This window comes from Phyllobacterium sp. SYP-B3895, assembly GCF_009647635.1.
GTDB lineage: Bacteria > Pseudomonadota > Alphaproteobacteria > Rhizobiales > Rhizobiaceae > Phyllobacterium > Phyllobacterium pellucidum.
The window spans coordinates 175,869-191,945 of the sequence record NZ_WJIG01000004.1 but is presented as its reverse complement, the minus strand read 5'-3'; the positions used below and the strand labels follow the sequence as shown (position 1 = coordinate 191,945).

19 protein-coding genes are annotated in these 16,077 nt (G+C 58.9%); 17 read left to right on the top strand and 2 right to left on the bottom strand.

The window, feature by feature from the left end; translation table 11 throughout:
• The first annotated feature begins 366 nt into the window (after positions 1-366).
• The 6 genes from GF108_RS18595 (at position 367) to GF108_RS18570 (ending at position 4,139) form a co-directional block, all read left to right on the top strand.
• On the top strand, positions 367-1,155 hold the full coding sequence (locus tag GF108_RS18595) for an alpha/beta fold hydrolase (protein ID WP_370462253.1): 789 nt from the start codon (positions 367-369) through the stop codon (positions 1,153-1,155).
• Positions 1,156-1,158: 3 nt separating this feature from the next.
• On the top strand, positions 1,159-2,328 hold the full coding sequence (locus tag GF108_RS18590; protein ID WP_370462227.1) for an ATP-binding protein: 1,170 nt from the start codon (positions 1,159-1,161) through the stop codon (positions 2,326-2,328).
• Positions 2,329-2,432: 104 nt separating this feature from the next.
• Positions 2,433-2,897 (top strand): helix-turn-helix domain-containing protein, encoded by a 465-nt coding sequence (locus GF108_RS18585; RefSeq protein ID WP_246664025.1) that lies wholly within the window; start codon positions 2,433-2,435, stop codon positions 2,895-2,897.
• Positions 2,894-3,298, top strand: a complete 405-nt coding sequence (locus GF108_RS18580; RefSeq protein ID WP_153669801.1) for a VOC family protein — start codon at positions 2,894-2,896, stop codon at positions 3,296-3,298. The genes GF108_RS18585 and GF108_RS18580 overlap by 4 nt, the downstream gene beginning before the upstream one ends.
• A 50-nt stretch (positions 3,299-3,348) precedes the next feature.
• Positions 3,349-3,531 carry a hypothetical protein gene (locus tag GF108_RS18575; RefSeq protein WP_036814642.1) on the top strand — a complete coding sequence of 61 codons (183 nt, stop codon included), beginning with the start codon at positions 3,349-3,351 and terminating at the stop codon, positions 3,529-3,531.
• Positions 3,532-3,653: 122 nt separating this feature from the next.
• Positions 3,654-4,139 carry a pyridoxamine 5'-phosphate oxidase family protein gene (locus GF108_RS18570; RefSeq protein ID WP_153669799.1) on the top strand — a complete coding sequence of 162 codons (486 nt, stop codon included), beginning with the start codon at positions 3,654-3,656 and terminating at the stop codon, positions 4,137-4,139.
• Positions 4,140-4,211: 72 nt separating this feature from the next.
• Here the strand turns inward: GF108_RS18570 and GF108_RS18565 are convergent, their stop codons facing one another.
• A complete protein-coding gene (locus GF108_RS18565; protein WP_153669797.1) occupies positions 4,212-4,928 on the bottom strand; it encodes a GntR family transcriptional regulator in 717 nt (238 codons plus the stop codon).
• A 119-nt stretch (positions 4,929-5,047) separates the two neighbouring features.
• Between GF108_RS18565 and GF108_RS18560 the strand changes: the two genes are divergently transcribed.
• From GF108_RS18560 to GF108_RS18530, 7 genes are all read left to right on the top strand, one after another.
• Positions 5,048-6,568: an aldehyde dehydrogenase family protein gene (locus GF108_RS18560; RefSeq protein ID WP_153669795.1), complete on the top strand. Its 1,521-nt coding sequence runs from the start codon at positions 5,048-5,050 to the stop codon at positions 6,566-6,568.
• A 124-nt stretch (positions 6,569-6,692) separates the two neighbouring features.
• Complete coding sequence (locus tag GF108_RS18555; RefSeq protein ID WP_027232132.1) at positions 6,693-7,643, top strand: substrate-binding domain-containing protein; 951 nt, start codon at positions 6,693-6,695, stop codon at positions 7,641-7,643.
• Between the two features lie 81 nt (positions 7,644-7,724).
• Positions 7,725-8,732, top strand: a complete 1,008-nt coding sequence (locus GF108_RS18550; RefSeq protein ID WP_091923253.1) for an ABC transporter permease — start codon at positions 7,725-7,727, stop codon at positions 8,730-8,732.
• Positions 8,732-9,469 carry an ATP-binding cassette domain-containing protein gene (locus GF108_RS18545; RefSeq protein ID WP_027232130.1) on the top strand — a complete coding sequence of 246 codons (738 nt, stop codon included), beginning with the start codon at positions 8,732-8,734 and terminating at the stop codon, positions 9,467-9,469. The genes GF108_RS18550 and GF108_RS18545 overlap by 1 nt, the downstream gene beginning before the upstream one ends.
• Positions 9,470-9,500: 31 nt before the next feature.
• Positions 9,501-10,343 (top strand): 5-dehydro-4-deoxy-D-glucuronate isomerase, encoded by an 843-nt coding sequence (kduI, locus tag GF108_RS18540; protein ID WP_370462226.1) that lies wholly within the window; start codon positions 9,501-9,503, stop codon positions 10,341-10,343.
• Positions 10,340-11,095, top strand: a complete 756-nt coding sequence (gene kduD / locus GF108_RS18535) for a 2-dehydro-3-deoxy-D-gluconate 5-dehydrogenase KduD (protein WP_153669791.1) — start codon at positions 10,340-10,342, stop codon at positions 11,093-11,095. Before kduI ends, kduD begins: the two co-directional genes overlap by 4 nt.
• Positions 11,096-11,437 (top strand): cupin domain-containing protein, encoded by a 342-nt coding sequence (locus tag GF108_RS18530; RefSeq protein ID WP_153669789.1) that lies wholly within the window; start codon positions 11,096-11,098, stop codon positions 11,435-11,437.
• A 27-nt stretch (positions 11,438-11,464) separates the two neighbouring features.
• Here the strand turns inward: GF108_RS18530 and GF108_RS18525 are convergent, their stop codons facing one another.
• Positions 11,465-12,097, bottom strand: a complete 633-nt coding sequence (locus GF108_RS18525) for a GntR family transcriptional regulator (protein WP_027232126.1) — start codon at positions 12,095-12,097, stop codon at positions 11,465-11,467.
• Between the two features lie 163 nt (positions 12,098-12,260).
• On the opposite strand from GF108_RS18525, the gene GF108_RS18520 reads away from it, so the two are divergent.
• From GF108_RS18520 to GF108_RS18505, 4 genes are all read left to right on the top strand, one after another.
• The gene (locus GF108_RS18520; protein ID WP_153669787.1) at positions 12,261-13,685 is read left to right on the top strand and encodes a M20 family metallopeptidase; all 1,425 of its coding nucleotides are present in this window, start codon (positions 12,261-12,263) and stop codon (positions 13,683-13,685) included.
• A 169-nt stretch (positions 13,686-13,854) separates the two neighbouring features.
• On the top strand, positions 13,855-14,574 hold the full coding sequence (locus tag GF108_RS18515) for an ABC transporter permease (protein ID WP_153669785.1): 720 nt from the start codon (positions 13,855-13,857) through the stop codon (positions 14,572-14,574).
• Positions 14,574-15,293, top strand: a complete 720-nt coding sequence (locus tag GF108_RS18510; RefSeq protein ID WP_153669783.1) for an ABC transporter permease — start codon at positions 14,574-14,576, stop codon at positions 15,291-15,293. Before GF108_RS18515 ends, GF108_RS18510 begins: the two co-directional genes overlap by 1 nt.
• The gene (locus GF108_RS18505; RefSeq protein WP_153669781.1) at positions 15,290-16,072 is read left to right on the top strand and encodes an ABC transporter ATP-binding protein; all 783 of its coding nucleotides are present in this window, start codon (positions 15,290-15,292) and stop codon (positions 16,070-16,072) included. The genes GF108_RS18510 and GF108_RS18505 overlap by 4 nt, the downstream gene beginning before the upstream one ends.
• Positions 16,073-16,077 lie beyond the last annotated feature (5 nt).

The window sequence follows — 16,077 nt, the reverse complement described above, 5'->3', positions numbered from 1 at the left end:
TCTGGGGTATCCCCAAGCCAGGGCTTTGGCCGAAGCGAAGGCCGCGTCGACGCAATATTTGGCCTGGCAAGTGAAAATGCTAGCGATCAACGGCCGCCCTCGGCAGGTTGAAGCTCACCCAGAGTCGCCGCTAAGCCGCCATCTCAGCTTTCCTTGACCACCCGAGGAACCTTCCAGCATCCATTCAGGATTGAAGGAGATGCGTCCTTGGGCCAATGCGCAGCATGAAGCGGATGGGGGCGGATAATATGCGGACCGGCTAATGCCCCAAGAGCGAAAAAAGAGCTGCGGCGGCGCGAAGCAGTTAGGTGTTCGAGCTTTCAAAGCATACAGTCGAACTTCGTTTTGCGAAATCAGGAGTTCCGGGTGTCCGTTTTAGAGCGCAACAATGTCAAACTATCCGGCGGCGGGGAACGGTCGATGGTGTTCGCGCACGGCTTTGGCTGCGATCAGAACATGTGGAAGTTGGTGGCGCCTGCCTTCGAAAGCAAGTTCAGAACCATTCTCTTCGACCATGTCGGGGCCGGTGGCTCCGATCTTGGCGCTTATGACTCCGCGAAATATGCGTCCCTGGAAGGATACGCCGACGACCTTATCGAGATTGGCAAGGAACTCGAACTCAAGGGTGCAGTGTTCGTCGGGCATTCCGTCAGCGCCATGATCGGCGTGATTGCTTCGCTCAAGGACCCGGCGATTTTCGACAGCCTGATCCTCGTCGGCCCATCGCCCCGCTACATCGACGACGGTGAATACATCGGCGGCTTCAGTCGTGCTCAGATCGACGAGTTGCTGGAGTCCCTCGCGGACAATCATCTTGGGTGGTCGGCCGCAATGGCCCCAGCCATTATGGGCAATCCGGACAGACCCGAACTTGGTGAAGAGCTAACCAACAGCTTCTGCAGAACCGACCCTGACATTGCAAAGGAGTTCGCGCGGGTCACTTTCACGTCGGACAATCGCGACGATCTTCAACGTGTGACAGCGCGAACATTGATACTTCAGTGCCGGGAAGACATTATTGCCTCAGAGAACGTAGGCGAATACGTGAAGCAACACATTCCTCACAGCCAACTGGTTATGTTGAACGCTACGGGGCATTGCCCCAATCTGAGTGCGCCCGGCGAAGTCATTGCGGCCATCAAGGCGTTTGTGTGAGTCGTGCCCGAGGATCCCAACAGCACATTCGCCGAAGATCTTGCGGAGCTGTACGAGAACGCACCGTGCGGGTACCTGTCGCTTCGCCCCGACGGCAGAATCTTCAAGTCCAATCTCACCTTCTCGCGTTGGATTGGAGTTTCACAGCTCGAGCTTGTCGACAAAAAATTCAGTGAACTTTTGACGCTTTCCGGACGAATGTTTTACGAAACGCATTTTTCGCCGCTGTTGCGCATGCAAGGTTTCCTTGAAGAGGTCGCTTTCGATTTTGTTACCGGCGACGGCAAGAAACTGCCGGTGCTTGCCAACGCGAAAGAGCGGCGGGATGACGATGGCAACCTGCAATTTACCCGTGTCGTCATCTTCCCGGCTGCTCAACGCCGCCGCTACGAACGCGATTTGGTCGACAAGCGAATCGCCGCTGAAGGTGCCAAAAGCGAAGCGATCTCCGAACGGATGCTGGCGGAGGCAGGTCTGAGCGAGGAACTGGCAATAGCGGAGTTGCGCGAACAGTTCATTGCGGTTTTGGGGCATGATCTTCGCAACCCGCTCGCTTCGATGGAGGGCGGTTCGCGCATGCTCCTGCAAGAAGACCTAAGCCCAAGGGCACAGAGGATCGTTACCCTGATGCAAGGCAGCGTGCAGCGCATGTCGGGCCTGATCGATAACGTGCTCGATTTTGCGCGAGGGAGGCTCGGCAGTGGCTTCGCGCTGCGGCTTGATGCGGACGAACTGCTCGACCCCGTCCTCAAGCAGATTGCCGAAGAGCTCCAATTGGGAACGCCCGGCATTTCCATTGAGACGAACTTCAACATCACCGAAAAAGTTTACTGCGACAGGGACCGTATTGGTCAGATGGTTTCAAACCTTCTCGGCAATGCGATTACCTATGGTGACGCGAGCCGGCCAATCCGGTTTTCAGCAGGCACGAAATCGGGAATGTTGGAGATAAGCGTCGCCAATAGCGGCGTTCCAATAGCTCAAGAGGCGATGGAACGTCTTTTCCAGCCGTTTTTTCGTGGTGGCGTTCGCGCAAGTCAACAAGGCCTGGGGCTTGGACTATATATCGCATCGGAAATTGCCAAGGCGCATGGTGGCACCCTTGTCGTAACCTCTTCTTCCATCGAAACGAGGTTTACCTTTCAGATGCCGCTACGCCCGACGACAAAATGAAGTGCCGCTCTTTCGAGGGCGCTATCATTGTCAACGGTCATCAGTCCATGCATTCATTGGCTATGCGCCCGACCAGAATCGTCAAAAACGCCGTGAATAGAGATTTGAAACTGCTGCGTCGCCTTCTGCGCGCCAAAGACCACATGGACGCGGCGCCGCAGGAGGATTGGCCGATATCCCGGTTGGCAAGGGTCAGCGGCGCCTCGGAAGCCTATTTTGCGCGATCGTTTCGGGACGCCTTCGGCATACCGCCGCATCGTTACCTGCTGACGCGGCGGGTCGAGCGCGCCGCAGCGCTCTTGCGGGATACTGACACGCCCATCATCGAAATCGCGCTGCAGACAGGCTGGAACAGTCTTGGAACGTTTGGACGCACCTTCCGCGACGTGACCGGTGAAAGCCCAAGCGAACTAAGGCGACGAATGCAGCTTGTTCCCGGAGATCTCGAGGAGGTTCCCCATTGTTTCGTGAGCGCCGCGCAAAGGCCGCACCTCAAAATGGCAGTTTCGGAGAAGCGCCGACGAACGAAAGAGGGTAGGCACGACGGGCGAAAGGGAGATGACTCATGAAAAATGGTGTTCAAGTTGCCGGCGTCTATGTCCATGACCAGGACGAAGCGCTTCAGTTCTATGTCGAAAAGCTGGGATTTCGGGTGCACACGGATGCGCGCAATGGCGACTATCGCTGGCTGACCGTCCAGCATCCCGACCAGCCGGACTTCCAGTTGGGCCTGTTCCGTCCGCAGGCTCCGACCGTCGATGACGCAACGGCTCAGGGCCTGGCTGAAGCCGTGGCCAAGGGTGCGATGCCGCCGCTGGTTCTGGTGGTCGACGATTGCCAGGCTGCATTCGAAGCCATGAGCAAGCGCGGGGTCGAGTTCACCCAAGAACCGATCGATCGATACGGCTCCGTGGATGCAAGCTTCCGCGACCCATCAGGCAATGGCTGGAAGCTGGTCCAGGCTCGTTGAGGTTGCCATGTGCCACATTCCATCCTGGATGCTCTTTCAAGGAGGCTCTCATGATCTTGCACTATTGGATACGCCAGAGCCATCGGTGGCTCGGAATTCTGCTGACCCTCACCATTCTGGCGAATTTTGTCTCGATGACGTTCGGTCCAGCGCCGCTCGCGATCGTGTACGCTCCATTGGTGCCGCTGGCTCTGCTTGTGTTCAGCGGCCTGTATATGTTCTTCCAGCGGTAGGCGAGGTTGATCCTGGTGCAAGCGGTAGGTTTGCAGCACGATGGGGGAAAATAATGGTGCGATCGCGAAACCTTTAGCGATCGCGGCAGTTATGCATGTCAATCGTCGAAAGGAATGACAACATGCCAACTGCACCGGAACTGCGGGAAAAATTCTGGAAATCCCTGAAATCCGATATGACCATGATGTTGGGATTGGTGGGCGTTGAAGAGAGCCACACTCGTCCAATGACCGCTCAACTCGAAGGCGATCACGGTCCCATTTACTTCTTCACCTCGACCGAGAATTCGCTCGTACAAAACCTGCAGGGCGAGAGCAGAGCTGTCGCGACGTTCGCGGCGAAAGGTAACGACCTTTTTGCAGCCGTTCACGGCGGGCTCACAGTCTTCAACGATCGGGAAACCATAGACCGGCTATGGAACCGGTTCGTGGCGGCCTGGTTTGAAGGCGGCAAGGACGATCCCAAGCTGACATTATTGCGGTTTGACGCCGAGCGGGCCGAGATATGGCTCAACGAATCCAGTCTGCTGGCGGGAGTCAAAATGCTGCTCGGCGTCGATCCGAAGGAAGATTACAAGGACAATGTCGCCGAGGTCCGTTTGACCTGACCTGGCGTAAATTAAGATTGAAATTGTGGCGCATGCTCCGTTTCCTACGGAGATGCGCCACAGTTTATGGCGCTATTCGAAGAGTTCGCGATTGTCGGCTTCGATCTGAGGCAGGTCGTTCAGAATGCCGTTCAGATGCTCCCTCATGGCGTTGGCTGCAGCTTCGGCGTTTCGGGAGTCGATCGCAGCAACGATTTTCTCATGCTGCTCGATGAGGTTGTTCATAGAGGCTGGGTTACGAAGCTGCAGGTTGCAGACGCGATCCATATGCGCCTTGATGTCTGAAATCGCGTTCCAGGCGAGGCCACAGCCGGCGCCCTCTGCAATGGCGATGTGGAACTGCTCATCCTCCCGGCGAAACGCATTGTGATCATGATCGGTCATCGCGATTCGCTGGCGCTCGAGGATGCTGTCAATCTTTCGCCGCGTCCAGGTATCGAAACTCTCGCTGGCCCGCCTGGCGACGGCGACCTCGATCGCCTCGCGCACGAAGCGGGCTTCCATCATCTGACGCGCCGAAATGCGGACCACGATGGTTCCCCGATTAGGGCGGATTTCGACCAGCTTTGATTTTCCAAGGGCGATCAGCGCCTCGCGGACCGGCTGGCGGGAGACGCCGAGACGAGACGCGATCTCCTGCTCGGACAGGCGTGAACCCGGCGCGAGATCGAGGCGGATGATCGCCTCGCGCAAGTCACGTTCCACCTGCGCGGCGGTCGTTTCCCCGGTCTCGATCCTCACGGGCTCGATTTTCAATGTCTCAAAGTTCATGCTTTTCGCCGCCGCCATCTCGTTGACATTTGCATGTAGCCACCATACAGTACCATACAACTCAAGGACAGCACAAGCGCGGTGGTCGATACGCCGAGCCTAAAAGGAGGAGCCGGGCTTTAAAATCCGGTCGGTTGATGACGGTACAATCCAATTTCATAACGCCCGACTCTAGTGACCCGCGTTTGCAGAGTAAATCCCGCTACCGGATGCTTGTCGATGGCAAGTCTGTTGATGCGGCCTCGGGCAAGGCGATAGATCGGGTGAGCCCGGGCCACGCCGGCGTTGTGGTCGGCACGTGGCCGGATGCCTCTGCCGAAGATGTTCGCGCAGCAATTGCGGCCGCCCGCCGGGCCTTCGACACGGGGCCATGGCCGCGCATGTCCGGCGCCGAACGATCGCGCCTGATGTTTAAGACGGCGGAGCTCATTCTCGCCCATGTGGAAGAGATCGCCCTGATCGAAAGCCTAGAGGTTGGCAAGCCGATTGCCCAGGCCCGGGGCGAGATCACCTTCTGTGCTGATCTCTGGTCCTATGCGGCCGGGCAGGCGCGGGCACTGGAAGGCCAGACCCACAATAATATCGGCGACAACCGCCTTGGCCTGGTCCTTAGGGAACCTGTCGGCGTTGTCGGCATCATCACGCCGTGGAACTTTCCCTTCATCATCGCCTCCGAGCGCGTGCCATGGGCCATTGGCGGCGGCTGCACCGTCGTGTTGAAACCATCCGAATTTACGTCCGGCACATCGATCCGCATGGCGGAACTCGCCCGCGAGGCCGGTATTCCCGACGGTGTCTTCAACGTCGTCACCGGCTACGGCGATCCTGCCGGCCAGGTCTTGGCGGAGGATCCCGGCACAGACATGGTCGCCTTCACCGGTTCGGTTCGTGTTGGAACGAAGCTCGGCGAGATCGCTGCCCGTAGCGTCAAGCGCGTCGGCCTTGAACTGGGTGGCAAGGGGCCGCAGATCGTCTTTGCCGATGCGGACCTTGAGGCGGCGGCCGACGGCATCGCCTACGGCGTCTACCACAATGCCGGCCAGTGCTGCATTTCCGGAAGCCGGCTCCTGGTGCAGGAAGGCATTCGCGATGCGCTTCTTGATCGCCTGCTCGATATTTCCCGCAAGGTTACTTTCGGCGATCCCTTGAACGAGCGAACGAAGATCGGCGCCATGATCTCGGAGGCGCATGCCGCCAAGGTGCATTCCTATGTCGAGGCAGGACAGGCTGACGGTGCCGAATTGCTGCTCGGCGGCGCACGGGTCGGGGAGGGCGCGGGGCTCTATTACGCGCCGACCGTGTTTTCCGGGGTCACCGCCGATATGTCGATTGCCCGCGAGGAAATCTTCGGGCCGGTTCTGTCGACGCTGACGTTCAAGACAGCTGACGAGGCCGTCGCTCTGGCAAACGCATCGGAGTTCGGCCTGTCGGCCAGCGTCTGGTCCACCAATCTCGAAAACGCGCTGCAGAGCATCCGGCGCATCCGGGCCGGGCGCTGCTGGATCAACAGCGTCATCGATGGCGCGCCTGAGCTTCCGATCGGTGGCTACAAGAAGAGCGGGCTGGGGCGCGAGCTCGGCCGCTACGGTTTTGACGAGTATTCGCAGTTCAAGGGCATTCACGTGACCTTGGGCCGGCCGGATCCTTGGTTCGGGTGAGATTGCTCATCGGAAACTGAGGCAGAGGAGGAAAATCTCGGCTGGCGCGATCTTTGGTCGGAGCTCGCCAGCCGAGACATGGGTCTTTCGACCCCGATTGCACATCCAAAGGGAGGATACGCAAATGAAATTGACCAAACTGAAAACCGCAATGCTTGCGGCGTGCGCAGCTATGGCCTTCACGTCCGCCGCCGTAGCGGCCGATGTCAAGGCTACGATGATTATCTATCTTGATCCGAGTGTCCAGTTCTTTAACCCGGTTGTCAAAGGCGCACAGGATGCCGCGGCACAGTTCGGTGTCGATCTCGACGTGCAATATGCCAATAACGATCCGGTCCGCCAGAACGACCTTATTGAGAGCGCCACGGCTAGCGGCGTCGACGGCATTGCAGTTGCAATTTCCAGTTCGGATGCCTTCGATGCCAGCATCTGCGCCGCCGTCAAGGCCGGCATCATCGTCATCGGTTTCAACAATGACGATCTCGACGGGGCCAAGGGCAATTGCCGCCAAGCCTATGTCGGCATGAATGAATTTGCCTCGGGTTATGAACTTGGCAATCGCATGATCGAGCAGTTTGGCCTCAAGGATGGCGACGTGGTCTTCAATCCGCGCGAGATTCCTGAAGCGAGTTTCGCCGTCGCGCGTGGCGGCGGCATCGAAAAGGCAATGAAGGAAAAAGGCATTAAGGTCGAGACGGTTCGCTCCGGGCTTGATCCGGCCGAAGCCCAGAACATCATCGCGCAGTTCCTGATCGCCAATCCCAATGTCAAGGCGCTGTTCGGCACCGGGTCCGTGACGTCGACGGTCGGCGCAGGCGCCATCAAGGATGCCGGCGTCAAGATCCCTTTCGGCGGCTTTGATCTCGCCGTTGAAATCGTCAACGCCGTCGAATCGGGCGCCATGTTCGCGACCATGGACCAGCAGCCGTATCTCCAGGGCTATTATCCGATTGCCCAGATTGCTTTGGCGAAAAAATATGGTCTGACCCCGACTGATGTCGATACCGGCCAGGGCGCGTTCCTCGATAAGACGCGCATCAGCTCGGTCAAGCCACTGATCGGCAGCTACCGATAAACGTCACGCCTGAAGACCTTCCGGCGAAAACCGGAAGGTCCCCTCGATCCTTTGAACAGAGTAAAGACAGTGACCTACGCCATGACCGACGTTGCCGTGCCCAAATCGCGCACGAAAAAACAATCGCTGCTGAAGCACATCATGACCATGCCGGCGGGCGCGATTCTCCTGGTTTTCGCGGCCCTGCAGATCGCATGTATCGCTGGCGCGCTCGCCTTTCCCGATGACTTCCGCTACCTGTCGCCGCAGAACCTGACCATCCTGATGAAGGCTATTCCGGTGCTGGGTTGCCTGGCATTGGGCGCTGGCATCCTGATGATTGCTGGTGAGTTCGACCTGTCGATCGGTTCCGTCTATACCTTGACGGCGGTCCTGATGGCGAGCCTCGTCGATGGTGGCCTGAGCGCTTTCATCGCAGCACCGCTCGGCATACTGCTGGGGGTGATGATCGGACTTCTCAACGGCACGATTACGTTGCGCTTTGGCCTGCCGTCATTCATCGTTACGCTCGGCGGCCTGCTCTTCTGGCGTGGCGCCGTGCTGCTCTATAACGGCGCCGTCCAGGTGCGTTTCGATCCGGAACCTGCCTTTTCGAGCCTCTTTGCAGGCACGCTATTCGGCATCAATGCCGCGTTCATCTGGATCATCCTGTTCGTTGTCAGCTTCTATTTACTGCTGCACCGGCACAAGTTCGGCAATCATGTCTTCGCCACCGGTGGCAATCCGGCGGCTGCAACGGCAATCGGCATCAACACCGACCGCGTCAAGTTGATTGCCTTTGCCATTGCCGGAGGCATGGCGGCGGTTGCCGGCATCATCGCCACGGCCCGCGTCGGCAGCGTCCAGCCGGGGCAGGGCGCCGGGCTCGAGCTTCAGGCAATTGCCGCTTGCGTCATCGGCGGACTGTCGCTGCGCGGCGGTCGCGGCTCGATTATCGGCATCTTCCTCGGGGTCATGCTGATCCACACAATAACCGATGTGCTTCTGCTCCTCAGGGCCCCTGGCTTCTACCTCGACATGTTTATCGCAACGCTCATCGTGATCGCTGCCGCCTTCAACCATCTCATCGAACGCCGGGGGGCCGTATGATGTTTGCGCCCCATCTTCTCGAACTGCACAATATCTCCAAGACGTTTGGCACGCTGACGGCGCTGCGGGACCTGAGCTTCCACATCGGCCCAAGCGAAGTCGTCGGGCTTCTGGGCGACAACGGCGCCGGCAAGTCGACTACCGTCAACTTGATTTCGGGGATCCACAAGCCGACCTCCGGCCACTTGAGCGTCGACGGTCGCGAGACGCTGTTCACCTGCCGGTCCGATTCCGCCGATGCCGGCATCGAAACGATCTACCAGAATACCGCGCTTGTGGATTCGCTTTCTATCACCCGCAACATCTTCATGGGGCGCGAGCGCACCAATGCCTTTGGCTTCCTGAAGCAGGCAGAGATGCGCGATATCGCCATGGAGGTGCTCGAGAAAGCTGTCCACATCTCGGGTATCGATTCTCCCGATAAGCTGGTGGGTGACCTCTCGGGTGGGCAAAAGCAGGCCGTCGCCATCGCACGCGCGGTCTTCTTCAAACGGCGGGTGCTGCTTCTCGATGAACCGACCTCGGCATTGTCGGTGCGCGAAACCGAGGCCCTGCTGGCGCAGGTGCTGAAGCTGAAAGCTGAGGGCGTGTCGAGCGTGCTGGTGACGCACAATCTCTACCATGCCTACCAGGTCTGCGATCGCTTTGTAATCATGAGCCATGGTACCAAGGTGTTCGATGTGAACAAGGCAGACACCAGCATCAGCCAACTCACCGAATATGTCGTCCTCACGTGACCCTTCCACCAAAAGCCAAGAGGCAAATGCTGTGACAATTTCCGTAAATGTGCGCCAGGTCGTTGGTCCAGAAGACGCTGCCAGGCGCGACACGAAAGGCCTGCGCGAGGGCTTCCTGATTGAAGGGCTTTTTTTGAAAGGTGAGGTCAATCTTACCTACAGCCATCTCGACCGGATGATTGTCGGGGGTATCGTGCCGCTCGCAGAAGATCTTGTGATCGACCAGGTAAAGGAAACCGGCACCAGCCAGTTCCTCGAGCGGCGCGAAGTCGCCATCCTCAACATTGGTGGCAAGGGCACGGTCACTGTCGGCGTCGTCGACTATCCGCTCGGCTTTCAGGATGCGCTCTATGTCGGAATGGGACAGGGAATGCTGTCGTTTCGCAGCGACGACCCGGCCAAGCCCGCCGAATTCTATCTCCTGAGCGCACCTGCACATCGTGCTTGCCCGACCGTGCTGATCACGCCGGAAATGGCCAAAAAGGTGCGCACGGGCTCGGCCCAAGAAGCGAACGCACGCACCATCAACCAGTACGTGCATCCGGATGTCTGCGAAAGCTGCCAGCTCCTGGTAGGCCTCACGGCATTCGAGCCGGGTTCCGTCTGGAACACCATGCCCGCGCATGTGCATGACCGGCGCATGGAGGTCTATCTCTATTTCGGCATGGAAGAGTCGACCCGCATCTTTCATTTCATGGGAGAACCGCATGAAACGCGACATCTCGTGCTGAAAAGCCATGATGCCGTGCTGTCGCCGGGGTGGTCCATCCACTCCGGCGCCGGTACCGGTCGATACTCCTTCATCTGGGCGATGGCTGGCGATAACATGAGCTTCACCGACATGGACAAGATACCGATGGAAAGTCTGAGATGAATCCGTTCGATCTTTCTGGCAGATGCGCCATCGTCACGGGGGCCAACACGGGCATCGGCCAAGCCATTGCCGTCGGTCTCGCTGGTGCCGGCGCCGACATTATCGGCGTTGGCCGCTCGCCGATGCAAGAAACGGCGTCCCTCGTCACGGCCGGTGGCCGGGCGTTTCATCCGCTTCTGGCGGACCTTTCCAAGATGGATGAGGTGCGCGCCGTCATCGGGCGGGCTGCCGCCGTTCGTAAGCGCCCGGACATTCTGGTCAATAATGCCGGGATAATCCGCCGGGCTGATACGATCGATTTTACCGAGGAAGACTGGGATGCCGTCATGGACACCAACCTGAAGTCGGCATTCTTTCTCTGCCAGTCCTTTGCCAGGATGGCGATGGCTGAGAAGTTACCGGCCAAGATCATCAACATTGCCTCGCTCCTGTCGTTCCAGGGTGGCATTCGTGTTGCATCCTACACGGCAGCAAAGAGCGGCCTTGCAGGCCTGACGCGGCTGATGGCCAATGAGTGGGCGGCGCATGGCATCAACGTCAATGCAATTGCTCCCGGCTATGTCGAGACCAACAACACGACTGCGCTGCGGGCGGATGCCGCACGCAATGCCGATATCCTGAAACGCATTCCGGCCGAACGCTGGGCTCGGGCGGATGATATGGCCGGAGCGGCCGTCTTTCTCGCATCCCGCGCATCCGACTATGTGCATGGCGCGATCCTACCCGTCGATGGCGGATGGCTGGCGCGATAAATGGAGGTATCATTGTCCGATCACTACACATTGCCTGACGGCCTGGTCTGGACGGAAACCTCGCCGGGCAATCGTCGCGCCGTTCTTTCGCATCGTCCCGAAATGATGCTCGTCGCCTTCAGCTTCGACAAAGGCGCGATCGGCGCGCTCCATTCCCATCCGCATACGCAGGTGAGTTATGTGGCCGAGGGTGCCTTCGAGGTGACCGTCGACGGCGTGACCACGACGCTGCCTGCCGGCAGCAGTTTCATCGTTGCCCCCTATCTCGTCCACGGCGTCGTTGCGCTCGAGGATGGATTGCTGATCGATACGTTCACGCCGCGGCGTGACGATTTTCTGTAGCGCGTCCCGCCGTGCCACACGGCCGGTTCAAACCTGCCTTATATGAACAATAATAACGCGTTTCAGATCTTCAATGTCCTTCGCTTCGAGGGCGTCGATCATCTGGTGATGCTCGCGTGACGACTGTTCGATCCGCGCGCGTGTTTTCCATTGTGAGACCGGCGCTGACGACGTCCTTTGGCGGATCTCGGTAACAAGGTTCACCAGTTCATTGTTGCCGCACAGCGCCAGCAGTTCGCGGTGAAAGGTAAGATTGGCCTCGTAGAGCTCGATCATCGTTCCGTTCATGATGAGATCGTCAAAACGGTGTGCGAGGTCGCGAAGTTTTTTCGTCGTCAACTCCGAGGCATTGGCAACGATCTTGTCCGCCACAGCCGTTTCAAGGATGACGCGAATGTCGCTTACTTCATTCGCCTGCTTACCATCCGGTTCGAATACGTGATAACCGCGGTTCGGGACGTGCTCGACAAGCCGCTTCTGCACCAGACGATCGAGTGCACGCCGTACTTCCGGCCTGGTGCTCTGATAGCGCTGCTCGAGGTCGATCTGCTTCAGCCAGACACCCGGCGCCAAAACACCGGCGAGAATGTCGTGCAGGATAGAGTCGGTAACATCGACGGATTTGAGTTGTGATTTTCGCTTGGCTCTTGCTTCACTCATTCGTCTCTCCAAATTCCATCGAATGCGCGCCTCCTAGAGTTAGTGGCCCACCCGCGAGATGTACGCCAGACAAATAATTTTACACAGAGGTTGCGTAAAAAATATTTGCGTCTAAATTGGTGCCAATTTTGGTTACTAACATAAAACGACCAATCGGGAAATCATGAAGAATTCGGCAGAAGTCTGGGAAATCGTCGAAGCCAAGCGCGCTGCGTTTTTTGAACTCAGCGATCGCGTCTGGGAGATGCCCGAAACCAACTACGAAGAGTTTCGCTCGTCGAACGAGCATGCCGACCTCCTCGAACGCGAAGGTTTTCGCGTTACGCGCGGCGTTGCAGGCTTACCGACTGCCGTCATGGGCGAAGCAGGCGAGGCCGGCCCAGTCATTGCCATTCTCGGTGAATTCGACGCGCTGCCCGGATTGAGCCAGGTCGCTGGCCTCGCGGAAGAGCAACCTGTCGTGCCGGGCGGCAATGGTCATGGCTGCGGCCACAATCTGCTCGGTTCCGGCTCGATGCTGGCGGCTGCTGCGGTGAAGGACTACCTTGAACGCAACGGCCTAAAGGGCCGTATCCGCTACTACGGTTGCCCAGCCGAGGAGGGTGGCTCGTCCAAGGGCTTCATGGTGCGCGCCGGCGTCTTCGACGACGTGGACATTGCCATTTCCTGGCATCCTGCTGCGTTTGCCGGTGTCAACAACCCGATCTCGCTTGCCTGCAACGAGATCAATTTTCACTTCAGCGGTCGTGCTTCACATGCGTCCGCAACGCCGCATCTTGGCCGCAGCGCTCTCGATGCCGTGGAATTGATGAATGTTGGTGTTAACTACATGCGCGAACATATGCCGTCTAGCGCCCGCATCCACTACGCCGTTACAGACACGGGCGGTTCCGCTCCGAATGTCGTCCAGGCCCGGGCAACGGTGCGCTATCTGGTGCGGGCCCGCGATCTGCCGGAACTCAACGGCCTTGTGGCGCGGGTCAAGAAGGTTGCCGCCGGCGCCGCATTGATGACCGAGACCACGGTTCGCAGCCGCATCATCAGCGGCGACGCCAATCTGGTCGGCAACACCCCGCTCGAAGCTCTAATGCATTCGCACCTCGAGCGTCTCGGCCCGCCTGCCTTCGACGAGCACGACCATGCCATCGCACGGAAATTTCAGGAGACGTTCTCGCAAGAAGACATTGCATCCTCGTACAAGCGGTTTGACGTCACGCCGAAGAAGGGCCAAGCCTTGTGCGACAGCATCTTTCCGCCCGAAAGCGGCGACGGCGCGATTGTCGGCTCAACGGATGTCGGCACGGTAAGCTGGGTCGTTCCGACAGTCCAGATGCGCGGCGCGACCTATGCCATTGGCACGCCGGGGCACTCTTGGCAGCTTGTAGCGCAAGGCAAGCTGCCAGCGGCTCACAAGGGCATGGAACACGCGGCGAAAGTGATGGCGGGCACGGCCATCGACCTCCTCGCCAACCGGGATCTCATTGATGCCGCCAAGGCCGACCATCGCAACCGCCTCGAGGGAAAGCCTTTCGTCAATCCGATTCCCGATGACGTTCAGCCACCCTTGCCGGAGAACACGGATGTCTGAGACGGCCTTGGCACGGGATCGACAGCAGCTGACGGGCCGTATCAGCGAGTTGTCGCAGCGAAAGTCGAGCAAGCTCGATCTTTCGCCGGCACTTCCCGGAAACTGAACGCTCAAGGAACAGATCAAGGAAATGCTCTTCAACCTTTCCCCTGAAGCCGGATCGTAGGCTATGAACCAGCCAAGCTTCCTTGACGTCATCAGCTTTGGACCTGGAGGATGGGGTGCTGCACTCCTCACCGGCGCCGTGATGACGATCCTCATCGCCTTAAGCGGCTTTATGATCGGCTCGGTCATCGGCACATTCGGCGCATGGGCCAAGATTTCCGGTGGCAGGACAATACGGGTGCTCGCCGATGGTTATACGACGGTGCTGCGCGGTATTCCCGACCTTCTCGTGATCTATCTCTTCTATTTCGGGGGCAGCGCGGCCGTGACGGCGATCGGCCGGTTCCTCGGTTCCGAAGGCTTTATCGGCTTTCCCGGCTTCCTTGCTGGTGCGCTTGCGGTCGGGATCACCTCAGGCGCCCAGCAGACGGAAGTCTATCGTGGCGCTTTCAGAGCCGTGCACCGCGGCGAAATCGAAGCAGCCATCGCCTGCGGCATGTCGCGGCCGCTGCGCTTCAGACGCATCATCGCGCCGCTGACCTTGCGCCACGCACTTCCCGGCATGGGCAATGTCTGGCAGGTGGTCTTGAAGGAATCGGCGCTCGTTTCGATCACCGGTGTCGTCGAACTTCTGCGCCAGGCGCAAATCGGTGCGGGCTCAACGGGCATGCCGTTCAATTTTTACATCGTTGCCGGCGGCATCTATTTGATGATCTCCACACTCTCGGGCGCGATCTTGCAGCGGTCGGAACGGCATTTCTCACGCGGCGTGAGGAGAGGCTGATGGATTGGTCATTTATGCTCGAGACCTTCGTCAGCCTCGTCAAGGCTATACCCCTGACGCTCCAGCTTGCGGCGACGGCGATTTTCCTCGGTGCGTTCGTCGCCCTTGCATTGGCGCTGTTCCGGCTTTCGGGCGTCGCCGTATTGGACTGGTTTGCGAGAACCTATGTATTCGTTTTCCGCGGCACGCCGCTTCTCGTTCAGATTTTCCTCATCTACTACGGCCTAAGCCAGTTTCCGGCGGTTCGGCATACGGTGCTCTGGCCAATCTTGCGTGAGCCCTATTGGTGCGCCGTCATCGCGCTGACGCTGAACACAGCCGCCTATGCCAGCGAGATCATTCGCGGCGGGCTCCTGTCCGTTCCGCATGGACAGATCGAGGCTGCCCGCGCCTGCGGCATGCCACGCCTCATGATCTTCCGGCGCATCGTCATGCCGCTGGCAATCAGGCAGGCGCTGCCGGGCTATGGCAATGAAATGATTTCCAGGGTCAAGGCGACGTCGCTTGCATCGATCATCACGCTGATGGAAGTCACCGGCGTTGCCGCGAAGATCATCTCCGAGAGCTATCGCGCCATCGAGGTGTTTATCGTCGCCGGCCTGATCTACCTCGCCATCAACTTCATGCTGACGCGCCTCGTACAATTCGTCGAGCACCTGCTCAGTCCCCACCTTCGCGCTCCCCGGCTGATGACGCCGGTTCCAGGAGAAGCCAAATGAACGCTCAGTCACATCCGGCCACGCCCTTGGCGCTTCGTGTCAATGACCTGCACAAGAGTTTCGGTGACGTCGAAGTCCTGAAAGGAATCTCCCTTACCGCCAATGAAGGCGAGGTGGTCTCGATTCTCGGTTCCTCGGGTTCCGGCAAGTCCACCCTGCTTCGTTGCATCAACCTGCTTGAGGTTCCGGATTCGGGCGAAGTAACCGTTGGCTCGGAAACGATCCGCATGCAGCGCATGCGTGACGGCAAGAGCCGTCCGGCCGATCAGGCCCAGGTCGAGCGCGTGCGCTCACGTCTCGGCATGGTGTTCCAGAGCTTCAATCTCTGGTCGCACAAGACGATCCTCGAAAACGTGATCGAAGCGCCCATCCACGTGCAGAAGCGACCGCGGAAGGAGTGCATCGAAGAAGCCGAGGCATTGCTCGCCAAGGTCGGGATCGCCGACAAGCGCAATCACTATCCCTCGCATCTCTCCGGAGGCCAGCAGCAACGCGCCGCCATTGCCCGCTCGCTCGCCATGCGCCCGCAGATCATGCTCTTCGATGAACCGACGTCGGCGCTCGATCCCGAACTTGTCGGCGAAGTCCTGCGCGTGATGCGCGGCCTCGCCGAAGAGGGTCGCACCATGCTCGTCGTCACGCATGAGATGGGTTTCGCGCGCGATGTCTCGAGCCGCGTCATTTTTCTCCACAAAGGACTGATCGAGGAAGAGGGGACACCAGAACAGGTGTTCGGCAACTCCAAGTCCGATCGTTTCAAACAGTTTATCCAAGGCTGAACCAC

Bases quoted from the DNA above. Each gene is read 5' to 3' on its own strand.
- GF108_RS18575 (WP_036814642.1), top strand. From the start codon at position 3,349: ATGATCTTGCACTATTGGATACGCCAGAGCCATCGGTGGCTCGGAATT.
- GF108_RS18510 (WP_153669783.1), top strand. From the start codon at position 14,574: ATGGATTGGTCATTTATGCTCGAGACCTTCGTCAGCCTCGTCAAGGCT.
- GF108_RS18505 (WP_153669781.1), top strand. From the start codon at position 15,290: ATGAACGCTCAGTCACATCCGGCCACGCCCTTGGCGCTTCGTGTCAAT.
- GF108_RS18520 (WP_153669787.1), top strand. From the start codon at position 12,261: ATGAAGAATTCGGCAGAAGTCTGGGAAATCGTCGAAGCCAAGCGCGCT.
- GF108_RS18515 (WP_153669785.1), top strand. From the start codon at position 13,855: ATGAACCAGCCAAGCTTCCTTGACGTCATCAGCTTTGGACCTGGAGGA.
- GF108_RS18565 (WP_153669797.1), bottom strand. From the start codon at position 4,928: ATGGCGGCGGCGAAAAGCATGAACTTTGAGACATTGAAAATCGAGCCC.
- kduD (WP_153669791.1), top strand. From the start codon at position 10,340: ATGAATCCGTTCGATCTTTCTGGCAGATGCGCCATCGTCACGGGGGCC.
- GF108_RS18555 (WP_027232132.1), top strand. From the start codon at position 6,693: ATGAAATTGACCAAACTGAAAACCGCAATGCTTGCGGCGTGCGCAGCT.
- GF108_RS18530 (WP_153669789.1), top strand. From the start codon at position 11,096: ATGGAGGTATCATTGTCCGATCACTACACATTGCCTGACGGCCTGGTC.
- GF108_RS18545 (WP_027232130.1), top strand. From the start codon at position 8,732: ATGTTTGCGCCCCATCTTCTCGAACTGCACAATATCTCCAAGACGTTT.
- GF108_RS18580 (WP_153669801.1), top strand. From the start codon at position 2,894: ATGAAAAATGGTGTTCAAGTTGCCGGCGTCTATGTCCATGACCAGGAC.
- GF108_RS18560 (WP_153669795.1), top strand. From the start codon at position 5,048: ATGACGGTACAATCCAATTTCATAACGCCCGACTCTAGTGACCCGCGT.
- GF108_RS18525 (WP_027232126.1), bottom strand. From the start codon at position 12,097: ATGAGTGAAGCAAGAGCCAAGCGAAAATCACAACTCAAATCCGTCGAT.
- GF108_RS18550 (WP_091923253.1), top strand. From the start codon at position 7,725: ATGACCGACGTTGCCGTGCCCAAATCGCGCACGAAAAAACAATCGCTG.
- GF108_RS18570 (WP_153669799.1), top strand. From the start codon at position 3,654: ATGCCAACTGCACCGGAACTGCGGGAAAAATTCTGGAAATCCCTGAAA.